We start from the raw sequence: 19,151 nt of genomic DNA, 5'->3' as shown, positions 1-19,151 counted from the left end.
CCAGACAGGTCTGTCTAGTGTCAGGGCTAGACAGACCTGTCTGTTCACTAGTTCGCTGTGAAAGGCGCTCCCATGACCACCCTGACCGCACCCCGCCCCGCCGCACCGGCCACGGCGGCCCGCGCGGGTCGGCTCTCGCCCCGAGCCGCCTTCTACCTCCAGATCTCGATCATCGTCTTCCTGCTCGCCGGATCCAGCGCGCCGACTCCGCTCTACGCCCTCTACCAGGCCGAATGGGGATTCTCGCCGATCACCGTCACCGTGGTCTTCGGCGTCTACGCGCTCGCCGTGCTCGTCGCGCTGCTGATCTTCGGTTCGCTGTCGGACCACGTCGGTCGGCGGCCGGTGCTGCTCGCCGCCGTGATCGTCCAGGCCGCGACGATGCTCGTCTTCGCCACCGCGGGCGGGGTCTCGGAGCTGCTGCTCGCGCGGGTGATCCAGGGGCTGTCGACGGGCGCCGCCGTCGGAGCGCTCGGCGCCGGGCTGCTCGACCTCGACCGGGTCAAGGGGGCGGTCGCCAACGCGGTCGCACCCATGACGGGTACGGCGGTCGGGGCGCTCGGATCCGGCCTGCTGGTGCAGTTCCTGCCGGACCCCGCTCGCCTTGTCTACCTGGTGCTCTTCGGTGTGTTCACGGTGCAGGCCCTCGGCGTGGCGCTGATGCCGGAGACCGTGACGCGCGTGGCGGGAGCGCTCGGATCGCTGCGGCCGCGGGTGGGCGTACCCCCGAATGCCCGTCGGCCCTTGCTGCTCGCAGCCCCCGCGATCGTCGCGGTCTGGGCCCTCGCGGGGTTTTACGGTTCGCTCGGACCGACGCTGATGCGGCTGCTCACCGGCTCGCACTCGTTCGTGCTCGGCGGGCTGGCGCTCTTCACGCTGGCGGGCAGCGGCGCCGTCGGCGTCCTGCTGCTGCGTGCCGTGGCGGCCCAGCCGCTGATGATGATCGGCGTCTCCGCGCTCTTCGCGGGCGTGGGGCTCACGCTCGTCGCGATCGCCACCACCTCGATCTGGGTCTTCTTCCTCGGCGCGATCGCGGCCGGCGTCGGGTTCGGCGCGGCCTTCCAGGGTGCGCTGCGGACCGTGCTGCCGCTCGCCGCCGCGCACGAGCGAGCGGGCGTGCTCTCCGCGATCTACGTCGTCTCCTACCTCGCGATGGGTCTGCCCGCGGTGATCGCCGGGTACCTCGTCGTCCACGGCGGCGGTGTCCTCGCCACCGCCCGCGAGTACGGGCTGGGCGTCATGCTGCTCGCCGCGATCGTGCTGCTGGGGACCGCCTGGACGGCTCGGGCGAGGCGTTTGGCGGTCATTCGTTGACAATCGTCGCTGCACTGACAGGATGATCGAGTGGAGAGCTGGAATGACTGGGCGCCGGACGGCCTGGATACGGATCGACCCAACGTCGCCCGGATATACGACTACTACCTCGGTGGCAGTCACAACTACCCGGTCGACCGGGAGATGGCCCGGCACGTCATGGCCTCCTTCCCGGACGTGCCGACGATGGCGCGGCTCAACCGCGCCTTCCTCGAACGGGTCGTGCGGCACCTCGTCGCCAGCGGCGTCCGGCAGTTCATCGACCTCGGCTCCGGCCTGCCGACCGCGGGCAGCGTCCACGAGATCGCGCAGCGCATCGACCCCGAGGCGCGGGTGGTGTATGTCGACTCCGACGACATGGCGGTGCTCTACAGCAGGGTCATGCTCGTCGGCAACCCGCACGCGACCGTCGTGCACGCCGACGTACGCAACATGCGACAGGTCCTGCACCACCGCGACCTGCGCTACCTGATCGACTTCACCGAGCCGGTGGCGGTGCTGCTCTTCAGCGTGCTGCACTTCATCACCGATGACGACGATCCACAGGGGATGATAACCGAGATCGGCAAGACCGTCGCGTCGGGCAGCTACCTGGCGATCTCCCACGCGAGCCGGGATGGCACGACGGAGGACACCGACCACATCGCCACGCTCTACGCCCGCAGCGGCAACCCGATGGCTCTGCGTAGCGGGAGCGAGATCGGGGCGCTCTTCGACTGCTTCCCGCTCATCGAACCGGGGCTGGTGGCGCTGGAGGACTGGCGCCCGGATCCGGAACAGCCGCCGATCCCGGCGGTGGTGTACTCCGGCTACGGCGGAGTGGGCCGCAAGATGTAGGTGTGGCTTCCTGTGCGCCGGTTCGGTGTGCGGCTCGGGCGGTCCGCGTTCAGCGGTGCGCGGCGATGATCGCGTTGTTTCCCGGAAGCTGGCCCTTCCGGGTGGCGTTGAGGGGGTTGTTTCCCGGAAGTAGCGCGATCTTGAGCTGCGCGGAGGGTTTGCGAGTGAGTGGGCGGGGCTGATGTGCGTGCGTGTGCTTCGGGGGGCCTGGTGCTTCTGGGCTGGCGTTTCCTCGAGCATGATCGCGTTGTTTCCGGGAAGCTGGCCCTTCCGGGTGGCGTTGAGGGGGTTGTTTCCCGGAAGTAGCGCGATCTTGAGCTGCGCGGAGGGTTTGCGAGTGAGTGGGCGGGGCTGATGTGCGTGCGTGTGCTTCGGGGGGCCTGGCGCTTCTGGGCTGGCGTTTCCTCGGGCATGATCGCGTTGTTTCCGGGAAGCTGGCCCTTCCCATCGACCCGGTAGGGGTCGTTTCTCGGAATTAGCACGATCTTGGCCGGCGGAGGGGGCAGTTTCCGACTTTCAACGCGATCATGCGTTGATTACCACGTCGGTTGCTTCCCGCCAGCGCGGTGAACGCTGAAGCGTGGCAGCGCGGTGTGGACAGCGAGATCGCGCTGGTTCCGGGATTTTGCCCTTCCGAGCGTCATGATTCGCGTTGTTTCCGGGAAGTAGCGCGATCATCGCAGCCGAGCAGCCCTCGTCGTATCGAGCAGCCCGCCCCGCGCTGTGCCGCGAACGGTCCGCCGCTGGCCGCGCCCTCCGAGCAGCCCGCCTCGTGCCGCTTCGTGCCGTGCCGTGAACAGTCCGCCCGCGCCGCACCGGCCGAGGAGCCCGCGCCGCACCTCGCCGTGCCGTGCAGCCCACGCGGTGGTCCGTGCCGCGCGGTGGCGCGCGACCCGCGCGGTGGTCCGTGCAGCCCGCGCACCCGCGCACCCGCGCAGTGCCGCGCGCAGCGACGTGCGGGAGCAACCGGAGGCGCGAGCGCCGTGCTACCCCAGTGCTGCCGGGATCGCGATGGACTCGATCCACGGCGGCGGCACCGGCGCGTCCTCCCCGACCAATCCAGCGATCACCCGCACCTGTCCCAGGCTCGCCTCCGGCCAGGGCGTATATCCGTCCGTCAGCACGATCACGATGTTCGGCCGCTGCGCCGTGGCGAGCGCTGCCTCGATCCCCACCCGCATGTCCGTGCCGCCGCCCCCGGCGAGCACCACCTCACCCACGGTCGACACCCGCCGGGTCGCGTGCACGTCCGCGTCGCAGGCGAGCACACTGACCCGGTTGTTGCCCACTCCCACCGCCCGCAGCACCCCGCCGACCTCGGCGAGCACCGCCGCGAGCGCATCGTCGGACATCGACCCCGACGTGTCCACGACGATCGCCACCCGGGGCAGCGGTCGCCGCAGGCTGGGCAGGATGACCCCGCGCAGTGCCGCGCCCCGCCGCGACGGCCGGTGATAGGTGTAGTCGGCGGCACCGGAGGCCCAGGCAGCGGCTTCCCGAACCGCACCGGTGAGCGCCGTGCGCCAGTCGACGGTGGGTTCGAGGAGTTCGTCGGCCCAGCGCCGCCAGCCGGCCGGGACGGTGCCGCGCGACCGGGTGTGGCTGCGGATCGCCTGCGCGGTCTGGCGGCGGATCGCGGCGGCCTCGACCTCGCCGACCTGTCCGGCGGCGGGCAGGTCCCAGGGCATCGGCCGCCCATGGGCACCGGATCCGCAGTTGACGTGGTGTGTGCCGGCCGGGATGTGCGGGAGGTACTGCTCGAAGAGCTGGCCGTTGGGCAGCTGGTAGTCCTTCGGTTCGACCCGCCCGGCGGGCAGCGAGAGCCGGTCGCTGAGCAGGTCGTCGTTGATCTCGCAGTCCTGGGCGATGTTGACCCGGTGATGGTCCTGCCGGTCGGTGTGCGCCAGCCGGTCGGCCCGGCCGTGGTGGTCGCGCAGCAGGTGGGCGACCTCGTGGATCCAGACTCCGGCGAGCTCCGCCACGGGGTGGGCGTCGACGAAGGCGGGGTTGACGTAGCAGCGCCAGTACCGGTCGACGCCCATCGTCGGGACGCTCGGCGAGGGCACGACGGTCAGGCTGTAGAGCGCGGAGGCGAGGTAGGGCCGGTCGCTGGCGGCTCGGAGCCGGGCCGCGAGCAGCTTCGCCCGGTCCAGCACCGGAGCCGGTGCTGCGGGAGCCGACGAAACCGGAGGCGCGGGTTCAGCCGGCACGCGACAGGATGCCGGACAGGCTCAGGACCTCGACGAACGCGTCGATCGCGGCGGGCACGGGCCACTCGGGGCGGCGCATCGCGGCGAGGTCGGTGGCGGCCCGGGCGGCGACGTCGGGGACACCGGCGTCGACCGCCTTGGCGAGCACGGTCCAGCCCGCGTCCCAGCGCGGCCGGGTCGGGTCGGCCTGGATGGCGGCGATGATCGAGGTGAGGAAGGCGAGCTGCCGGTCGCCCCGATCGGGCAGCGCGAACGCGGCCGGGTTGGCGAGGACCCGTTCGGGATCGGGCAGGTCCAGCTCTTCCAGGTAGGTGGTGAACTCCAGCCCCGCACCGTCGCCGACCGCACCGATGACGGCGCTGGTGAGCGCGTCCCGGCCGGTCCCGGCGCAGAGGTGGAAGACGAGCAGGCGGGTCACCATCTCCCAGGTACGCGGGGACGGCCACGCCCCGCCCCGGCTCTCCGCGTCGGCGGGCAGGTGGTGGGTGAGACCGGGCCGGGCGGTCAGGAACCCGGCGATGGCGCCCCGCGCCTTGGCGAGCGCGGTGGCGGAGCGTGCCAGGTCGATCTGCGGCACGGTGACCGCGGGCCAGGTGCCGGAGAGCCCACGGGCGACCGTGCGCGGGTTGTGCGTCCAGTGCAGGTGGACGAAGCGGTTGGCGAGCGGCGGGCTGAGGTGCCAGCCGTCGGCGGCGCTCGCGGGCGGGTTCGCGGCGGCGACGATGCGGATGGCGGGCGGCAGGGTGAGGCTGCCGACACGGCGTTCGAGGACGACCCGCAGCAGCGCCGCCTGCACGGCGGGCGGCGCCGAGGAGAGCTCGTCGAAGAAGAGCAGGCCGTGGCCGCCCCGGCTGAGGCGCACGGCCCAGTCCGGTGGCGCCATCGGAACGCCCTGCGTGGCGGGGTCGTCGCCGACGATCGGCAGCCCGGCGAAGTCGGACGGCTCGTGCACGCTGGCGATGACGGTCTCCATCGGCGCACCGAGCCCGTCGGCGAGCTGCTGGAGGGTCGCCGACTTGCCGATGCCGGGCTCGCCCCAGAGCAGCACCGGCAGGTTGGCGGAGACGGCGAGGGCGAGCGCCTCGACGTGCGGGTCGGTCGCGGGCTCGGTCCTGGTGGCGCGCAGCCGGCCGATGAGGTCGTCGGCTGCGGCGAGCCGGTCCCCGGTCACGCCCGCTCCTTCAGATAGGTGATCGCCTCGGTGAAGTCCTCGTTGCGGTCGCGATATTCCAGAGCGTCGTCGATGAAGTCGATCACCGACATCTGCTCCTGGTCGCCTCGGTGCGGGTCGCCGCCCGCGTCGAGGATGGCCCGGATCGGCCCGCCGGACCAGCCGAAGACCACCGCCATGTGCAGCGGGGTCCGCTGCTCCTTGTCGGGGGTGTTGATGTCCAGGCCCGCGTCGAGCAGCCGGGGGAGGAGCACCTCGTGGTCGAAGGCGAGCAGCATGTGCAGCAGCGTCATGCCCCGGCCGTCGCGGATGTGCGGGTTCATCCCGGCGTCGAGCAGGTCGACGACGGTCTGGGTGCCGCCGTGCAGCATCCGCTGCCAGAGGTCGCGCCGCTGCGCGCGCAGCGCCTTGGGCAGGCGCCCGGTCTGGCCGGTCCAGGCCTGCTCGACGGCGAAGCAGCCGGTCACCGCGCCGCCGAGGCTGCGCATGACCCGCTCGCGCTGCGCCTCCTCGGCCGTGTGGTCGAGGACCTGCAGCCGCCCGTGCTCGTGGCCGATGCGGTGCCACTCGCCCCGGCAGCGGACCCGGGTCGGCTCGGCCGGCGCGTCGACGAGCAGCGGGGCGGCGGTGGCGTGCGGGAAGAGCGCCGCCCGGACCAGCGGGTGCAGGTCGCCGGTGCTGATCAGCCCGTGCCACAGCAGGTCCAGGTCGGGGGAGCGGCGGTGGACCGAGGGGCTGATCCGGCGCAGGGTGCCGTCCGAGCCGATCTTGCGCCACTCTTCCCAGCTGACGAGCCGGGCCTTCATGCGCTTGCGCTTGAGATCGATCACGACGCGGGTGCGGTAGTCGAACTCGATCACAACAGTCTTCGCGTCGTAGGTCTCGGCGAGGCGCCGGGCCTCGGCGGCGACCGCGCGGGGGTCCAGCGGCACGCCGAGCAGCTCGAGCTGCGGCTGGTTCCACCGCTGGATGTCGGCGATCTCGGCGTCGAGCGTGATCCCGGCCTCGGCCCAGGCCGCGACCAGGTCCCCGGCACCGCTCAGCGCCAGTATCCGCTCGGCGAGGTCCGGCGCGTCGTCGCCGTGGCCCCACTCCGCCTCCGGCAGCGGCGTCGCGTCCGGCCCGAACCGGGGCATGCGCGCAGCCGTTCCGCCCCAGGCCGCGCGCAGCTCATCGCCGCGACGCACATCCCACAGGTACGCCGGGAGGTCGAACTCCGGACCATCGGAGACCGTGCCGGCGCTGATCACGTCGAGCCGGAGCCGCTGCGATCCGTCGACCGAGACCGGGAGCGTGACGGTGAGCGCCGCCGACCCGACCGTCAGCAGCCGGATCGTGGCGCCGGTGGCGAGGCTGGTGCGCCCGCCGAGTGCCCGGGGCAGGTGCCACCGCAGCAGGTCGGGAGCGAAGTGGAGCAGCTCCGCCTCGATGCGGCCGCCGGTCTGGGGACCGAACGTGTCCCGCACGGCGGCGATGTCGAAGGCGACCTCGATCTGCCCGGCCGCACAGGCGGCGCGCCAGTCGCCCGCCTCCCGGGCCCGGGTGCAGGCGTCGATCACGGTGCTGGGCACGGCGTACCGCCGGATCCGCCGCCACGTCGAGAGCTCCATCAGATCACCGCTCATCGGTAGACGCTCGCGATCGCCCGGATGTCGGGGTGCGCGGGTGCGGCCGGACCGAGCGTGCTCGTGGCGAGCCGCTTCAACCGGCGCGGCACGCCGCCGCTGAGCCCGAGATAGTCGAGCCGGCTCGCCTCCGAGGCCGTGAGCAGCAGCTTCACGCCGCGTCCGGTGATCGCGGTGTATCGCAGGTCGAGCCGCCGGAGATCGCTGCCGGGCAGCGCCTCGGCGAGTGCGGCGGCGCCGTCGTCACCGACCACATTGGAGGTGGCGCCGAGGGCGCGCTCCGATGGCGGCCGGGCCAGGTCCAGGGCGACCCACCGGCTCATCAGCCCGGCGAGGCCCGCCGCACCGGCGGGGGTGATGCCGTTGCCGCCGAGCCCCAGCGTCATCGGGTGCGCCGCGGCGGCTTCGCCGAGGGCGATCGCCCCGGTGTCGCCCAGGTGGTTGGCGGCGAGGTAGAGCTCGCGTACCCCACCGGTAGTGATGATCTCACTCAGCGCGGAGACCGCGGCCGGGCCGAGGCCGTTGCCGCCGAGGAAGAGCCTTTCGAGCTTCGTCTCGCGGGCGGCGAGCGTCGCCGCGAGCAGCCGGAGCCCGTGGACGCTAAGGCCGGTGTTGACGAGGTCGAGCGTCCGCAGCGCGGTGTTGCCGATGAGCGCGGAGCAGAGCCGGGCCACGCCGTCGTCGCCGATCGGGTTGCGCTTGAGCCACAGTGCGCGGACGCCCTGGTCGTCGGCGATCCGGTCGGCGAGCGCCTGCACCCCGGCCGCGTCGATCCGGTTGCAGCCCAGGTAGACCGTCTGCACCCGGTGTCCCGGCGTGAGCGCGTCGGCGACGGCCCTGGCCCCCTCGGCGCCGAGCCCGTTGGTGCCGAGCAGCAGGTGCACCGGGTGCGCGGAGCGGACGGCGGTCTGCACCACCCGGCCGACCTGGAGCGGTCCGACGCCCTGCTTGCACAGGTCGACCCGCCCGTCGGGCTGGAGCGTGCCGCGCGGGAAGTCCTCAGTGGAGCAAACCGGGGCCGCGTCGTCGAGGCGGGCCAGCAGCGCGTCGAAGTCGGCCGGGTCGGCGAGGCCCGTCTCGGGGTGGCTGATCGCGGGGCAGCGCACCGGGGTGGGCTCGCGCTCAGGCATCTGACCCTCCCCGGTCCGCCGGTGCAATGTCGAGGGCGGAGCCGACCGGATTCGAACCGGCGTCCTCCAGCTCGATGCCAAGGCGCGACGACCTCTGCGCTACGGCTCCGCCGCGCGGGAGCTTACTCGATCACTGCGACAGAAACGGAATCCGGTCCGGGTCCTCAGAGGCGGGGGAAGACCCGCTCGGCGGAATCGTGTTCGAGGGCGAGCGCCGCCGAGCCCACCACCAGCGGATCCGGCGTACCGACGACCTCTGTGTCCTTGTTGTCGTAGGGGAAGCGGTGCAGGACGTGGCGCATCGCCTCGACCCGCGCCCGCTTCTTGTCGTTGCTCTTCACCACGGTCCAGGGCGCGTCGGCGGTGTCGGTGTAGAAGAACATCGCCTCCTTCGCCTCCGTGTACTCCTCCCACATGTCCAGCGAGGCCATGTCCATCGGGGACAGCTTCCACTGCCGCACCGGGTCGACCTGCCGGATCGCGAAGCGGGTCCGCTGCTCGTGCTGGGAGACCGAGAACCAGAATTTCACCAGCCGCACGCCGGACCGCACCAGCATCCGCTCCAGCTCGGGTGCCTGCCGCATGAACTCCAGGTACTCCGGGCGGCTGCAGAACCCCATCACCCGCTCGACGCCGGCCCGGTTGTACCAGGAGCGGTCGAACAGGACGATCTCCCCCGCCGACGGGAGGTGTTTGACGTAGCGCTGGAAATACCACTGCGTACTCTCGCGCTCGGTGGGCTTCTCCAGGGCCACCACCTGGGCGCCGCGCGGATTGAGGTGCTCCATGAACCGCTTGATCGTGCCGCCCTTGCCCGCCGCGTCGCGCCCCTCGAAGAGGATCACCAGCCGCTCGCCGGTCGCCTTGACCCAGTTCTGCAGCTTCAGCAGCTCGATCTGGAGCAGCCGCTTGTCGCGCTCGTAGTCGATCCGGCTCATCCGCTCCGGATAGGGGTAGTCCTCGCGCCAGGTGTCGACCGGGCTGCCGTCCGTGCGGACCAGCACCGGGTCGTCGTCGTCATCGTCCTGCACCCGGTAGTCGCCCAGCGTGCGCAGCAGCGACTCCGACACCGGCGCGCTGGACGAGAGCTGGAACGGGTCGATCTCCTCGGGCTGCGGCATGCCTCCGGTATAGATCACCGCCAGGCCACCCGCACCCCGAGGCAGGTGTCCGCGAGGTGAAGATCACCCCAAGAACCGGTGCCATCCGGGTACGCCGTCCGCCGCGTACCCGGTGAACGGGGCATGAACAGCTGGCCACGTCCTGCGTCAGCCCTCGTCGCGGCCGTGATCTGTGATTAGCGTGGAGGTCATGGCCGTGATCAACATCGATGGGCAGGCGCGGGTGGCCCAGTCCCTCGCGCAGGTGCTGCTGGCCGGCGTCGGCACCCGCTGGCAGCACACGCAAGGCGTGGCGGCTCGTGCCGAGGAGATCGCCGAGGCGGTCCACCCCGCCGACCGGGAGGTGCTGATCGCGGCGGCCTGGCTGCACGACATCGGCTACAGCCCGGCCCTGCACGAGAGCGGTTTCCACCCGCTCGACGGCGCTCAGTACCTCGCCGCGCACGACTGGCCGCTGCGCCTCTGCGCTCTCGTCGCGCACCACTCCGGCGCGATCTACGTCGCCGAGCAGGTCGGGCTCGCCTCGGAGCTGGTGGAGTTCGCGGTGGAGGTGTCGCCGGTGGCCGACGCTCTCACCTACGCCGACCAGACGACCGGACCGGCCGGGCAGCCGATGTCGATGGCGGACCGGATGGCCGAGATGCTCGCCCGGCACGGCGACGGCTCCGCCCAGGCGCGAGCGCACCAGGTGCGGGCCTCGTACCTGACGGCTGCCGTGGAGCGCGTGGAGCACCGGTTGGTGCTGCGATGACGCCGGAGCCGGAGGAGGCCCAGATCGCGGCGATCGTCGGCCGCCTGGAGCGCCGCTACCCGGCCGCCCGGATCGCCGGAGCGGAGCTGGAGAGCCGGGTGCGCGGCCTCTACCACCAGTTCGACACGGCGCGGATCCGCACCTTCGTGGCTGTCTTCGTCGAGCGCCTCGCCCGGATCTCGATCGAGGAGCAGTCGGCCCACGCCGTGCGGTGAGGCGGACCTCGGCCTACACGCAGGTGTAGCAGTGCGGGTCGTCGTGCACGTAGAACGGCACGGTGAACATCGGGTCGCCGGCCGACACCGCGGTCAACACGGGTAGCGGAGCGCCCGCGGCGACCCGGAAGCAGGTCACCCGGTAGACGGTGCCGGTGCCGGTGACGGTGCCGAGGCACAGTCCCGTGACGCCCCAGGTCGGGGCGTAGTTCACCGCCGCGCTCGCCGCACCCGGCCCGGTGAGGACATGGGCGGAGGCGTAGACGGCCGTCGAGCTGTAGACCAGGATCCGCGCCGAGGCGCAGGCCAGGTTCGCGGTCAGGTGGATGACGTAGGGTGCCGCCTGCCCGTCGTCGGGCTGCGTGGCCGAGGACCCGCTCCAGGTGGAGTAGAGGCAGGGGCCGCCGATGCCGCCGCCGCCGCTACCGCCGCCGCCGCTACCGCCACCGCCGCCCGGCGGCATCGACGCGGCCGCCGCCGGTGCCGCGCCCAGAACGCCGAGCATCAACGCGGCGATTCCCACCAAAGATTTACGCATCATCATCGCTCTCACTCTCTGTCTGCTGCCGCTTGAATGTGTCGATCAACAATTTGGTTCCCTCCGGCACCTGGGTGATCCGGAGCCCGCCGAGCGCGAGTCCGAGCTGGAACCGGTTCTCGACGCCGAGCCGGTCCATCAGCGACCGGACGATGTTGGTGACGGAGCGCTCGCTCAGCCGCATCTCGCGCGCCGCCGACGCATCGGTATGGCCGCTGCGCAGCAGGCCGACCAGCACCTGCTCTCGAGGTGATAGTGCTAGTTCGGGCACGACTGTCTCCCAGGGATCGTCCGCGCATGACCAGGACCGTTCAAATGCCGCGACCAGCGCCTCGACCAGGGCCGGGTCGGTCGCCTCCAGATAGCCGCGGTCGAGCTCGCCCGGGTCCACCGGGAACAGGGCCACCCGCCGGTCCACCACGAAGAGCTTGAGTCGCAGATCAGCGGTGGTCCGGTGCTCGGCCTGCGGCGGTGGCGGCGGCCCGGTGTCGTGCGAGGCGCCGGGCCGGTACATCGCCCGGATGTGGACGCGGCGCGAGATCAGGGTCGCCTCACTGCTGGACGCCGCCGCCATGGCCGCGGCGTCGAACACCAGCTCCGGGCTCATGACGAGGTGTTCGTGCCGCGCCACACCGACGAGCTCGCCCAGCCGGTGGCGCGTGGCATCGCGGTTGAGATGCCGCAGGGTGTGGCGGTCGGACGAGTCGCCGGTCGCCAGCACCGTCGCCGACGCGATCGCCGGTGACGACCGGCGGGCGAGCGCCGCGGTCCGGCGGCCGAGGACGACCGCGGACACCGCCGCCGGATCCGACGCGGACCAGCGGCCGTGCGCCAGCGCCACCGCCTGGATGTCGCGCAGCTCGTCGATGGCCGCGGCGGTCCGGCGCCCGGTCATGCCGATGTCGTGGGCGAGCGACTGCAGCGGTTGGGACCCGCTCATCCGCAGTGCTCGGAACACCAGGACGGCGTCGCTGGAGACGCCCCACTTCACCGGTGCCGCCTCGGCGTTGATGACGTTGTGCATGTTTCCTCCTTTCGCTTGCCGCCCAAGCCAACACCGGCGCGGCGCTGAGCGGAATCACCGTGATCAAAATGTGTCGCGCCACTTCGGAATTCCGCATCACCGCAGGCTGGAGCGCTGAAGTGCCGCTGGATCCGGCGTGGCCCGGTGGTGTGCGTCGCGTGTAGAGGAACCCGCAATGTCGGCGCCGGCGCCTTCCCGTGCCGGGCGCCGCCGCCGATGGTTTGACTCAGTCGCCGCTACACGGCAGCGATCCGCGGGGCGAGTCGGCGGTGTCGCCGGTGCCCCGTTCCACCACCTCAGATCCGGGAGTGAAGCTATGCAGCACAACGGAATGCTTCGCCGCATCGCCAGGAGCGGCCTGGTCGCGACCATGTTCATCGGGGCACTCGTCGCCGTCGCGGCCCCGGCGTCCGCATCGGACGGTGCGTCGACGCAGGCGATCGTGTGCGATCCGGGTGAGACGGGCCTGAGCTTCAGCTCGTCGAGCTACGTCCGCACCGTCACGCACTCCATGTACTGGACCGTGCCCACCGGTGCCACCGTCGACTACGAGACGAACGTGACGAAGGTGAGCACCATTACCGCCGGGCTCACGTTCACCACCGGCGGCGGCGTCAGCGCCGATGTCATCTTCGCCTCGTTCGAGGGCAAGGTCGGCCTGGAGCTGGCGACGTCCGGCAGCCACACCGTCACCACCTCGGTGACGATCCACTGGCACCTCGGCCCCGGCCACTACGCGGTGTTCCGCGGCAACAAGAAGTACACCGGCTCGTTCTCGGGCGGCAAGTGCAACTCGACCGGCACCGTGCTCAGCCTGTTCTCGGGCAACGCCGTCTCCTACACGGTGCTGGCCGAGGGCGCCGCGAACTGCTCCTCGACCTACGGCTCCACCACGTTCGAGTACAAGGCCAAGCAGATCGCCTGCTAGTCACGCCCCCCGCAGGCTCGGTGGTACGCCGGTCCGGCGTACCACCGAGCCGCCTGTCCCTGTGAGGTAGACATGTTCCCGCTTTCCTTCGCCCGTGCCGCGGCCGTCGCCGTCGCATGCGGTGTCGTCCTGACCGCCGGCGGCTGCTCGCACCGCCCGCAGCAGCCGGCCGCACCGGCCGCTGCGAGCTGCGCGACCGAGATCGAGGTGCCCGCGCAGGCGGTGCTCCAGGTCGATCAGGTGTGGCCGCACACCACCAGCCACATGGCCGGATTCCAGGCCGCGGCGCTCGATCCGGCCGGGTGCACCGATACCGCGCCGACCACCGCGGCGGCGTGCGACAAGCCCTTCCCGTGGGTTGCCGGGACGCCGGCCCAGGCGTACGCGACCCTCGCCCGCGAGCACGCCTCGACGGTCGTGTCCGGGTTCATCCGCGGGCATCGGCCGGTGCCGGAGGGCACCGTCATCGAACCGCAGGAGATCCGGGAATCCATCGTCCTGCTCGATCCGGCCGTGGTCGCCGCGACGACGGTGATCGCCCGCCACGCGGGCCAGTGCGGCGACAGCTTCACCGGCGGCAACTTCACCGCCTACCGGGTCCCGACCAGGAGCGACGTGCTGGACGTGCCGATCGACGGGATCCTGGTGGCGGCCCGCAACCTGCTCATCTGGCTGGAGTTCGACGAGCGGGGCTGGGCTCCCACCGACTACGGCGACATCGTCGCCCAGGCGGTCGCCAACGCGGTCACGGCGTGACGCCGGCCGGGCGGGACCGGTCGACCCGGTCCCGCCCGCAGCGTGGCTCAGGGACCTATCGGTCGCCCGGGGACGGCGCGGCTATCATCCGCTCGTTCTGCACCTGGATCTCGATGCGGGTCTCGTGCGACGTCGGGCGGAAGGCCTCGTCGACCACGCCCAGCACCGAGCCGCCGACCCTGCGCCGCCGAGCCAGCGAGGCGAGCCAGGCCAGCAGGCCGAGGACCCCGGCGAAAGCCGCCAGGATCGCCAGGATCGCGAGGAAATCACCCACGAGACTCAGCCTACGTCGGCTGTCGGTCCGGGTCGATCCTGACATTTATTGCAGATTTCCCGGCGTGTCCAGCATTAAAATTCAGGGTGGGGGAGCGGGGGCTCCCAGAGCCACGCGCGGAAGAAGTCCGTCAGGTCGGCGAGGGCGTTGCGTTCGGCCAGTGCGATGAAAGCGCTGGTGGTGACCGTGGCGTGGCGGTTCTCGGCCGCCCAGGAGCGCAGGATCGCGAAGAACGGCTTGTCGCCGATCTGGCGGCGCAGCGCGTGCAGGACCAGCCCGCCGCGCTTGTAGACCCGCTCGTCGAACATCCGCGCGACCCCCGGATCGGCGAGGACGAAATCGGCGGGCAGCAGCGAGAGCCGGGTGTGCCAGGTCCGCGCCAGGTCGTCGGCGGTCGGGCCGCCGGTCGCCTCCGACCAGAGCCACTCCGCATAGGTGGCGAAGCCCTCGTTGAGCCAGATGTGCCGCCAGTCGGCGATGGTGAGGCTGTTGCCGAACCACTGGTGCGCCAGCTCGTGCACGACGAGCCGCTCGTGGGTACGCCGTCCGTCGAGGTGGTTGGCGCCGAAGACCGAGATCCCCTGCGCCTCGATCGGGTCGTCGAGGTCGTCATCGGCGACGACCAGCACGTACTCCGTGAAGGGGTAGGGGCCGAAGAACCGCTGCAGGGTCTGCATGATCAGGTCGTGGCGGCCGAGGTCGTGCTGGGCGAGCCGGGTCAGCCGGGGCGGGACGGCGGCTCGCTGGGGCACCTCGGTGCCGCCCAGGTCGAGGTCGACATACCGTCCGATCTGGACACTCATCAGGTAGGTGGCGGTGGGTTCGGCCCGCTCGAAGACCCAGGTCGTCCCGCCCGGCGTCCGGTGCCGGGACAGCAGGTCACCGGTGACCACCACGGCGTAGGCGGAGGCCGTGGTCAGCGTGATCCGATAGCTGGCCTTGTCGGCGGGGTGGTCGTTGCACGGGAACCAGGACGGCGCGCCGATCGGCTGGCTCGCGACGAGAGCCCCGTCGGTGAGCTCGTCCCAGCCGATGTCACCCCACCGCCCGCGGACCGGCCGTGGCCTGCCGCCATAGCGCACCTCCACCCGGAAGCCGCTCCCAGCGGCGATCGCGGCACCCGGCCGGATCGCGAGCTTGCCGTTGCGGTGCTGGTATTTCGCGGGCGCCCCGTCGACGAGGACGGCGGCGACCCGCAGGTCGGCGAGGTCGAGGGAGAAACGCGTCAGCCCGTGCTCGGCGACGGCGCTGATCACGGCCCGGCCGCCGAGCCGGTTGGGCCCGATCCGGTAGTCCAGCTCCAGTTCGTAGCGGCGCACCCGGTAGCCGCCGTTGCCGTGCCCGGGCAGGTAGGGGTCGGTCGAATGCTCCGCGCCCGGCCGAGGCTCCGAACCGGGGTTCACCCGCGCCGTCCGCGCTGGGCCGGCCATACGGAGATCGGGTTGCCGAGCCAGCGGGTGTCGTCGGGCAGGGCGTCGCCGCGCATGACGAGCGAGCCCGGCCCGATGGTGGTGCGCTCGCCGATCTCGGCGCCGGGCAGCACGATCCCGTGCGGGCCGAGCGTCGAGAAGTCGCCCATCCGCACGGTGTCCATCGTCATGACGCGGTCGTGGAAGAGGTGGGTCTGCACGACGCAGCCCCGGTTGACCGTGACGCCGTCACCGAGCCGCACCAGGTCGGACTCGGGCAGCCAGTAGGTCTCCGACCACGCGCCCCGGCCGATCCGCGCGCCCATGCTGCGCAGCCAGGCGGCGAGCAGCGGCGTGCCGAGCACGGAGCCGATCAGCCACGGCACGGCGAGGACTTCGACGAAGGTGTCGGCGAGCTCGTTGCGCCAGACGAAGGGGCTCCACAGTGGCCGGTCCCGGGTGCGGAAGCGCCCCACCAGCAGCCACTTCGCGGCGGTGGCGGTCAGCGCGGCGAGGAGGCCGGCGGCGAGCAGGACGACGCCGCTGAGCAGGGCGGCGACGAGCAGCCCCAGCTCCTGCCACAGGGTCAGCAGCGTCGCCAGGACACCGATCGCCAGGGTCGCGCTCGCCATCACCGGGACGATACGGCACAGCTCGATCAGCGAACGGATGACCTTGAGCCGGGCGGTCGGCCGGAAGGTCCGCGCGGCGTCGCCCTCCTGCTTGACCCGGCGCAGCGGCATCGGCGGCATCCCCAGCCAGGACGAGCCCTTCTTGGACCGCCGCGGCGCCGCCGAGAGCACCCCGACCAGTCCCCGGTTGGGGACCGCGTGGCCCGGCGCCGCCATCCCGGAATTGCCGAGGAACGCCTGCTTGCCGATGCTCGCCGGGGCGAGGTGCAGCCAGCCGCCGTTGAGCTGGTAGACGGCGATCATCGTGTCGTCGGCGAGGAACGCGCCGTCGGAGATCGTCGTCATCGCCGGGATGGCGAGCACGGTCGAGGCCTCGACGTCGTGGCCGACCTTCGCGCCGAGCAGGCGCAGCCAGACCGGGGTGAAGAGGCTGGCGTAGATCGGGTAGAGCGCGGTCCGGGCCGTCTCCATCAGGCGCTCGGTGGCCCAGGCCTGCCAGGCGATCCGTCCGTGCACGGGGTGGTAGCCCTCGCGGAGCCCGATGCCGAGGGCGCGGACGCAGGCGAGCACGAGGACGGCGTACCCGATGAGGTAGGTGAGGGCGGCGAGCGGGACGGCCGGGAGCGCCGCGACCACCGCGGCGCCGGGGGAGGCCGCACCGGCGACGGCCGAGCCGATCAGCGCGATGCCGGGCAGGGCCGCGACCAGCGGCAACAGGCCGAGCAGCGCCGAGGTGAGACCGTAGGCGAGCGACCAGCGGTTGGACCGCTCGGTGCGCGCGGTGGGCCAGGCCTGCGGCGGGCCGCCGAGCCGCTCGGCGGGCGAGCCGGACCAGCGCTGGCCTGCGGGGACCGTGCCGTCCACGACGGAGCCGGCGGCGATGTCGGCGTTCTTGCCGATCCGGGCGCCGGGCAGCAGCGTGCTGCGGGCGCCGACGTGTGCGCCCGCGCCGATCCGGATCTTGCCGATGATGAGCACGTCGCCGTCGAGCCAGTGGCCCGCGAGGTCGACCTCGGGCTCGATCGCGGCGCCCTTGCCGAGCTTGAGCAGGCCGGTGATGGGCGGCGCCGAGTGCAGGTCGACGTCGCGGCCGACCTTCACCCCGAGCGCGCGGGCATAGGCGGTGGTCCAGGAGGCGCCGGAGACCGAAGCGACCCCGCTCACGTCGGCGAGCTGCTGCGCCGCCCACAGCCGCAGGTGCGTCGAGCCGCCGCGCGGGTAGCGCCCCGGCCGCACCCGGCGCAGCAGCAACCGGGCCCCACCGGCGGCGATGGCGATCCGCCCGGCCGGGCTGAAGAGGACCAGCCACGCCGCGCCCAGCCACCACCAGGAGACGCTCGGGGCCCAGGGGAGCAGGCCGGTCGCGGCGGCGAGGGTGCTCAGCGCGGCGAGGGCGGTCGTCCAGCGGAGCCCGACGACGGTGAGCAGCGGCACCGTGAGCAGGCTCTGCGCGATCCCGGCCGCGGGTGGCGTCGCGGTGATCTCGCGCCGGGTCGGCCGCACGCCCTCATAGGCGTCGAGCAGCGCCGCGAGCTCGCCGAGCTTGGGATTCTGATAGACGTCGAGCACGGAGACCTGCGGATGCCGGGTGCGGATCCGGGCCGTGAGCTGCGCGGCGGTGAGGCTGCCGCCGCCGTTGTTGAAGAAGTCCGCCGCCGGGTCCTCGACGACGACGCCGAGGATCTCCGCCCACTCCTCGGCCAGCCAGGCCTGCGTCGGGGTCAGGACGACGCCGGCCGCGGGTCCCGGGCCGGTCGTGAGCGGCCACGGCAGCGCGGCCCGATCGATCTTCCCCGAGGTACGCGTGGGAAGCCCCTCGACCACCGCGACGAGCGGCACCAGCGCGGCGGGCAGCTGCTCGCGCAGGCGCAGCACCGACGCGTCGTGGTCGAAGGCCGCGTCGGCGCCGACCACCACATAGCCGACGAGGATCTGGTTGCCCGCCCTGGTGCGCTGGATGGCGCTGGCCCCGCCGATCACGCCCGGCAGGGCCTGCAGCGCGGCGTCGACCTCGCCGAGCTCGATCCGCCGCCCGCCGAGCTTGACCTGCTCGTCGCCGCGCCCGAGGAAGGTGAGGCCCTCGGGGTCGGCCCGCACGAGGTCGCCGCTGCGATAGGCCCGGCCCCAGCCCAGAGCGGGCAGTGCCGGGTACTTCTCGGCGTCCCTGTCCTTGTCGAGGTAGCGGGCGAGCCCGACCCCGCCGATGACGAGCTCGCCGCTGCCGCCCATCGGCACCGGTTGTCCGGAGTCGTCGACGACCGCGAGTTCCCAGCCCGCGAGCGGCAGCCCGATCCGGACCGGCTCATCGGGGTTGAGCTGCGCGGCGCAGGCGACGACCGTCGCCTCGGTCGGGCCGTAGGTGTTCCAGACTTCGCGCCCCTCGACCGCCATCCGCTCGGCGAGCTCGGGCGGGCACGCCTCGCCGCCGAAGATCAGCAGTCGCACCTCTTCGAGGGCCTCGGTCGGCCAGAGCCCGGCGAGCGTCGGCACGGTGGAGACGATGGTGATCCGCTGCTCGACCAGCCACGGACCGAGGTCGACCCCGGTCCGCACCAGCGATCGGGGTGCGGGAACCAGGCAGGCGCCGTGCCGCCAGGCGAGCCACATCTCCTCGCAGGAGGCGTCGAAGGCGACCGAGAGTCCGGCGAGCACCCGGTCCTGCGTACCGATCGGCTCGTCGGCGAGGAAGAGCAGCGCCTCGGCGTCGACGAAGGCCGCGGCGGACCGGTGGGTGACCGCGACGCCCTTCGGCTTGCCGGTGGACCCGGAGGTGAAGATGATCCACGCGTCGTCGTCGGGTCCGGGCGCGCCGACCACCCCGTGTGGGGCCGTGAGCGGGGTGAGCGTGCCGCCGTCGCCGAGCACGGCGCAGGCCTCGGCCTCGGCGAAGACCAGCTCGGCCCGCTCGTCGGGATCGTCGGCATCCACCGGCACGTAAGCGGCACCGGCACTGAGCACGGCGAGGACTGCGATGTAGAGCTCGGCGGTCCCGGAGGCGATCCTGATCCCCACCCGGTCGCCGACACCGATCCCGGCTGCGGCGAGCTGCCTGCGGCGGGCTTCGATCTCCTCGGCGAGCCGTCGGTAGGTGAGGACCCGGGTCCCGTCGTCGATCGCGGCGGCGTGGCCGTGGTGCGCGGTCGTACCGGCGAGGATCTCGATCAGCGTCCGCTCCGCCGGTGCGGCACCGGCGGTGTAGACGGCGGTTAGCTCCAC

16 protein-coding genes and 1 tRNA gene are annotated in these 19,151 nt (G+C 72.3%); 6 read left to right on the top strand and 11 right to left on the bottom strand.

Features of this window, described 5'->3' with window-relative positions; all coding sequences use genetic code 11:
- Positions 1–72: 72 nt before the first annotated feature.
- Together F4553_RS10690 and F4553_RS10685 are read left to right on the top strand one after the other, a co-directional pair.
- Positions 73–1,314 (top strand): MFS transporter, encoded by a 1,242-nt coding sequence (locus tag F4553_RS10690; RefSeq protein WP_184834996.1) that lies wholly within the window; start codon positions 73–75, stop codon positions 1,312–1,314.
- Positions 1,315–1,344: 30 nt separating this feature from the next.
- A complete protein-coding gene (locus F4553_RS10685; RefSeq protein ID WP_184834994.1) occupies positions 1,345–2,151 on the top strand; it encodes an SAM-dependent methyltransferase in 807 nt (268 codons plus the stop codon).
- A 986-nt stretch (positions 2,152–3,137) separates the two neighbouring features.
- Here F4553_RS10685 and F4553_RS10680 read toward each other — a convergent pair.
- The 6 genes from F4553_RS10680 to ppk2 form a co-directional block, all read right to left on the bottom strand.
- Positions 3,138–4,361 carry a vWA domain-containing protein gene (locus tag F4553_RS10680; RefSeq protein WP_312875154.1) on the bottom strand — a complete coding sequence of 408 codons (1,224 nt, stop codon included), beginning with the start codon at positions 4,359–4,361 and terminating at the stop codon, positions 3,138–3,140.
- Positions 4,351–5,532: an AAA family ATPase gene (locus tag F4553_RS10675; RefSeq protein ID WP_184834992.1), complete on the bottom strand. Its 1,182-nt coding sequence runs from the start codon at positions 5,530–5,532 to the stop codon at positions 4,351–4,353. The genes F4553_RS10680 and F4553_RS10675 overlap by 11 nt, the downstream gene beginning before the upstream one ends.
- Positions 5,529–7,157 carry an ankyrin repeat domain-containing protein gene (locus F4553_RS10670; protein ID WP_184834990.1) on the bottom strand — a complete coding sequence of 543 codons (1,629 nt, stop codon included), beginning with the start codon at positions 7,155–7,157 and terminating at the stop codon, positions 5,529–5,531. Before F4553_RS10670 ends, F4553_RS10675 begins: the two co-directional genes overlap by 4 nt.
- The gene (locus tag F4553_RS10665; RefSeq protein WP_184834988.1) at positions 7,154–8,287 is read right to left on the bottom strand and encodes a leucine-rich repeat domain-containing protein; all 1,134 of its coding nucleotides are present in this window, start codon (positions 8,285–8,287) and stop codon (positions 7,154–7,156) included. Before F4553_RS10665 ends, F4553_RS10670 begins: the two co-directional genes overlap by 4 nt.
- Before the next feature lie 36 nt (positions 8,288–8,323).
- A tRNA-OTHER gene (locus tag F4553_RS10660) sits at positions 8,324–8,396 on the bottom strand.
- 55 nt (positions 8,397–8,451) lie between these two features.
- Positions 8,452–9,408 carry a polyphosphate kinase 2 gene (gene ppk2, locus F4553_RS10655; protein ID WP_184840580.1) on the bottom strand — a complete coding sequence of 319 codons (957 nt, stop codon included), beginning with the start codon at positions 9,406–9,408 and terminating at the stop codon, positions 8,452–8,454.
- Between the two features lie 190 nt (positions 9,409–9,598).
- Here ppk2 and F4553_RS10650 point away from each other — a divergent pair, with 190 nt between their 5' ends.
- Both F4553_RS10650 and F4553_RS10645 read left to right on the top strand, forming a co-directional pair.
- A complete protein-coding gene (locus F4553_RS10650) occupies positions 9,599–10,159 on the top strand; it encodes an HD domain-containing protein (RefSeq protein ID WP_184834986.1) in 561 nt (186 codons plus the stop codon).
- Positions 10,156–10,374: a three-helix bundle dimerization domain-containing protein gene (locus F4553_RS10645; RefSeq protein WP_184834984.1), complete on the top strand. Its 219-nt coding sequence runs from the start codon at positions 10,156–10,158 to the stop codon at positions 10,372–10,374. The genes F4553_RS10650 and F4553_RS10645 overlap by 4 nt, the downstream gene beginning before the upstream one ends.
- Positions 10,375–10,387: 13 nt before the next feature.
- Here F4553_RS10645 and F4553_RS10640 read toward each other — a convergent pair whose 3' ends face one another.
- Both F4553_RS10640 and F4553_RS40890 read right to left on the bottom strand, forming a co-directional pair.
- Positions 10,388–10,915, bottom strand: coding sequence for a hypothetical protein (locus F4553_RS10640; RefSeq protein WP_184834982.1), 528 nt, complete (start codon positions 10,913–10,915; stop codon positions 10,388–10,390).
- Positions 10,905–11,936 carry a helix-turn-helix transcriptional regulator gene (locus tag F4553_RS40890; RefSeq protein ID WP_184834980.1) on the bottom strand — a complete coding sequence of 344 codons (1,032 nt, stop codon included), beginning with the start codon at positions 11,934–11,936 and terminating at the stop codon, positions 10,905–10,907. The genes F4553_RS10640 and F4553_RS40890 overlap by 11 nt, the downstream gene beginning before the upstream one ends.
- A 316-nt stretch (positions 11,937–12,252) precedes the next feature.
- Here F4553_RS40890 and F4553_RS10630 point away from each other — a divergent pair, with 316 nt between their 5' ends.
- Positions 12,253–12,864, top strand: a complete 612-nt coding sequence (locus F4553_RS10630; protein WP_184834978.1) for a hypothetical protein — start codon at positions 12,253–12,255, stop codon at positions 12,862–12,864.
- A 72-nt stretch (positions 12,865–12,936) separates the two neighbouring features.
- Entirely contained in the window at positions 12,937–13,620 is a 684-nt protein-coding gene (locus F4553_RS10625; RefSeq protein WP_184834976.1) for a hypothetical protein, read from the top strand.
- A 55-nt stretch (positions 13,621–13,675) separates the two neighbouring features.
- On the opposite strand, the gene F4553_RS10620 is transcribed toward F4553_RS10625, so the two are convergent.
- From F4553_RS10620 to F4553_RS10610, 3 genes are all read right to left on the bottom strand, one after another.
- Positions 13,676–13,894, bottom strand: a complete 219-nt coding sequence (locus tag F4553_RS10620) for a hypothetical protein (protein WP_221469848.1) — start codon at positions 13,892–13,894, stop codon at positions 13,676–13,678.
- Positions 13,895–13,968: 74 nt separating this feature from the next.
- A complete protein-coding gene (locus F4553_RS10615; RefSeq protein ID WP_312875153.1) occupies positions 13,969–15,297 on the bottom strand; it encodes a M1 family metallopeptidase in 1,329 nt (442 codons plus the stop codon).
- The gene (locus tag F4553_RS10610) at positions 15,294–19,151 is read right to left on the bottom strand and encodes a Pls/PosA family non-ribosomal peptide synthetase (protein WP_184834972.1); all 3,858 of its coding nucleotides are present in this window, start codon (positions 19,149–19,151) and stop codon (positions 15,294–15,296) included. The genes F4553_RS10615 and F4553_RS10610 overlap by 4 nt, the downstream gene beginning before the upstream one ends.

Origin of the sequence: Allocatelliglobosispora scoriae (assembly GCF_014204945.1) — a bacterium.
GTDB lineage: Bacteria > Actinomycetota > Actinomycetes > Mycobacteriales > Micromonosporaceae > Allocatelliglobosispora > Allocatelliglobosispora scoriae.
The sequence above is the reverse complement of the archived record's forward strand: the minus strand, read 5'-3'. Positions and strand labels throughout refer to the sequence as shown.

What these genes read in the sequence shown, in the direction of transcription:
- F4553_RS10690 (WP_184834996.1), top strand. Translation starts at nt 73, where the DNA reads ATGACCACCCTGACCGCACCCCGCCCCGCCGCACCGGCCACGGCGGCC.
- F4553_RS10670 (WP_184834990.1), bottom strand. Translation starts at nt 7,157, where the DNA reads ATGAGCGGTGATCTGATGGAGCTCTCGACGTGGCGGCGGATCCGGCGG.
- F4553_RS10665 (WP_184834988.1), bottom strand. Translation starts at nt 8,287, where the DNA reads ATGCCTGAGCGCGAGCCCACCCCGGTGCGCTGCCCCGCGATCAGCCAC.
- ppk2 (WP_184840580.1), bottom strand. Translation starts at nt 9,408, where the DNA reads ATGCCGCAGCCCGAGGAGATCGACCCGTTCCAGCTCTCGTCCAGCGCG.
- F4553_RS10650 (WP_184834986.1), top strand. Translation starts at nt 9,599, where the DNA reads ATGGCCGTGATCAACATCGATGGGCAGGCGCGGGTGGCCCAGTCCCTC.
- F4553_RS10645 (WP_184834984.1), top strand. Translation starts at nt 10,156, where the DNA reads ATGACGCCGGAGCCGGAGGAGGCCCAGATCGCGGCGATCGTCGGCCGC.
- F4553_RS10640 (WP_184834982.1), bottom strand. Translation starts at nt 10,915, where the DNA reads ATGATGCGTAAATCTTTGGTGGGAATCGCCGCGTTGATGCTCGGCGTT.
- F4553_RS40890 (WP_184834980.1), bottom strand. Translation starts at nt 11,936, where the DNA reads ATGCACAACGTCATCAACGCCGAGGCGGCACCGGTGAAGTGGGGCGTC.
- F4553_RS10630 (WP_184834978.1), top strand. Translation starts at nt 12,253, where the DNA reads ATGCAGCACAACGGAATGCTTCGCCGCATCGCCAGGAGCGGCCTGGTC.
- F4553_RS10625 (WP_184834976.1), top strand. Translation starts at nt 12,937, where the DNA reads ATGTTCCCGCTTTCCTTCGCCCGTGCCGCGGCCGTCGCCGTCGCATGC.